Origin of the sequence: Actinosynnema sp. NPDC023658 (genome assembly GCF_040639995.1) — a bacterium.
GTDB lineage: Bacteria > Actinomycetota > Actinomycetes > Mycobacteriales > Pseudonocardiaceae > Actinosynnema.
The window spans coordinates 1-2,351 of record NZ_JBFAAX010000856.1 but is presented as its reverse complement, the minus strand read 5'-3'; the positions used below and the strand labels follow the sequence as shown (position 1 = coordinate 2,351).

Annotated in this window: 3 protein-coding genes; all 3 read left to right on the top strand. The window is 74.9% G+C overall.

What is annotated here, in order from left to right; all coding sequences use genetic code 11:
- The first annotated feature begins 68 nt into the window (after window positions 1-68).
- The 3 genes from AB0G02_RS35610 (at window position 69) to AB0G02_RS35600 (ending at window position 2,298) form a co-directional block, all read left to right on the top strand.
- A complete protein-coding gene (locus AB0G02_RS35610) occupies window positions 69-395 on the top strand; it encodes a hypothetical protein (protein WP_360803470.1) in 327 nt (108 codons plus the stop codon).
- A 152-nt stretch (window positions 396-547) separates the two neighbouring features.
- On the top strand, window positions 548-1,054 hold the full coding sequence (locus tag AB0G02_RS35605) for a SigE family RNA polymerase sigma factor (protein ID WP_360803467.1): 507 nt from the start codon (window positions 548-550) through the stop codon (window positions 1,052-1,054).
- Window positions 1,051-2,298 (top strand): hypothetical protein, encoded by a 1,248-nt coding sequence (locus tag AB0G02_RS35600; RefSeq protein WP_360803464.1) that lies wholly within the window; start codon window positions 1,051-1,053, stop codon window positions 2,296-2,298. The genes AB0G02_RS35605 and AB0G02_RS35600 overlap by 4 nt, the downstream gene beginning before the upstream one ends.
- The last annotated feature ends 53 nt before the right edge of the window (window positions 2,299-2,351 follow it).

The window sequence follows — 2,351 nt, the reverse complement described above, 5'->3', positions numbered from 1 at the left end:
GGCGAGGCGGAGCTGGTCGCGCGGCTGACCCCGGTCTTCGTCGGGTTCGGGCTCGGGGTGCTGCCCGAGTGCTCGACACCGCCTCCGCCGCACTGTCGAGCGGGCTGGTCGTCAAGGACGTCCGGGCGAACATCTTCAAGGCGTTGACCAGGCTGCCGGGCTTGGAGGTGACCGAGCGGCAGGCCGACCTGGGCGGTCGGGTCGGCATCGCGCTGGGCGTCGACGACGGCACCCACCGCCGGGACCTCATCATCGACCCCGGGACCGGGCAGGTCATCGGTGAGCGTGACGTCGTCACCCGCGACCTGGGTGACGTCAAGGCCGGGACCGTGCTGTCGTTCACCTCGGTGACGACGGGCGTCGTCGACACCATCGGTGCCGAGCCCGTCCGCTGACCGGTGGCCGGGGGCGCAAGGGACGCTGCGGCCGGTCCAGGCGCGTGGTGGGCGTGCTGTGGCGGCACGCGAACCCCGGTCACCCAAAGTTACGGGCAACGGGACGCCGGCGGGTGCCGTATAGGGCGGTGACCGAGTGGAGGAGGTGTCACGTGCACGATCGGGACCGCGAGTTCCGGGCGTACTTCGAGGCACGGGCGGCCGTCGTCCGGCGGACCGCCTTCTTGTTGTGCGGCGATTGGCACCGGGCCGAGGATCTGGCGCAGACCGCGCTGGCCAAGGTCTACGTGCACTGGGGGCGGTTGGACCGGGACGGACGGGTCGACGCGTACGTGCGCAAGGTGCTGGTGAGGGCCGTCATCGACGAGTCGCGGTGGCGGGGCAGGCGGCCGGAGACGGTCGTCGAGGCGGTGCCGGAGGTGGTCGAGGCGTCGACGGGGGTCGAGGAAGCCATGGACGTGCGGCGCGCGTTGGCCGCACTGCCGCCGAGGCAGCGGGCCGCCGTCGTGCTGCGCTACTGGGAGGACCTCCCCGTGGCGGAGACGGCGGCGGCGCTGGGGTGCAGCGAGGGAACGGTGAAGAGCCAGGTGGCGAAGGGCCTGGGAACCCTGCGCCGGGCGTTGGCGACCAGGCGGACCGTGCAGTGGGAGGGCTCGTGAGCGACGAGGTGCGCGACATGATCGGATCGGCGTTGGTGGACGAACCCGCGTCGGGCCTCCGGTTCGAGCGGGTGGTCGAGGACGGGCGCAAGCGGCGGGCCCGTCGGCGGCTCGGTGTGCTGACCGCGACGGCGGCGGGGTTCGTCGCGGTGGCCGGTGTGGTGGTCGCGGTGGACTCCGGTCCGGGGCAGTCGTCCGCCCCGCCCGCCGGTGTGCTGTCCACCGCGCCCACCACCACCGGGTGGACGGCGCCGGCGTCATCGGGCTGCGCCACGCAGGCGATGACGGGTGGCTTCCCCGACCAGCCGCGGGGCACCGCGACGCCGGAGGAGCTGGCCGAGTCCGCCCGCCTCACCGACGCGTTCGGGCAGTTCGCGCTGCCGCTGCCGGCGGGCGTCCAGGCGTCCCCACTGCGGTTGTGCGCGATCGACGAGAGCTGGGGCGGTGACTTCACGATCACCGGCGACCGGACGGTCATCGTCTACGTCAGGCCGCTCGGCGGTCAGCCGCCCGCCGAGTGCGTGCACTACGGGCCGGACACCCAGTGCTCGACCAGGGTGCTGCCGGACGGCTCGACCGCGCGGGTGATCGTGGAGCCGGGCCCGGAGGCGACGCTGGTCAGCGCCGACGTGTGGCGAAACGACGGGACGTACGTGCACGTGATGGAGACCGGGGGCAGGGGGTCCACGACCCGGGTCCTCGACGACGACCGGCTGATCGCCATCGCCGCCGCGCCGCAGCTGAAGGTGCAGTGGGCGGGTCGGCCGGTGCCCGCGGCCCCGTCGGACCGCCGCGCGGCCGAGCTGGACCCGGTGCTGGCCGGCGCCCTGCCCGCGGGGGTGCGGGCCGAGCCGGTGCCCGGTGGGGACGAGGCGTTGGCGTTCCGCGTCCGGCAGGGCGGCTACCGGGCACTCGCCAACCTGACCGACGCCGCGGGCAGCGGGTGGGTCATGGTGGACCTCCAGAAGCCCGAGGAGGGCCGGGACCCGGCGTGCGACGGCCGACCCGCGTGCCGGGCGGTCGACCTGCCCGGTGGCCGCAAGGCGGTGCTGGAGACCCAGGTGGAGGGCGGCCTGACCAGGTTGTTCCTGAACGCGGTCGCGGCGGACGGCACCCGGATCACCATCCACACGTCGAACGCCGCGGACGACGGCGGCCACTCCGACGCGCCCACCCGTCCCACCCCGCCGCTGGCGGAGGCGGACCTGGTCCGGATCGCCTCGCTGCCGGACCTGCACTGGTGATCGGCGGTGGGGGGGGGGGGCGGCCGGCCGCCCCCCCCCGCCGGCCGACACGG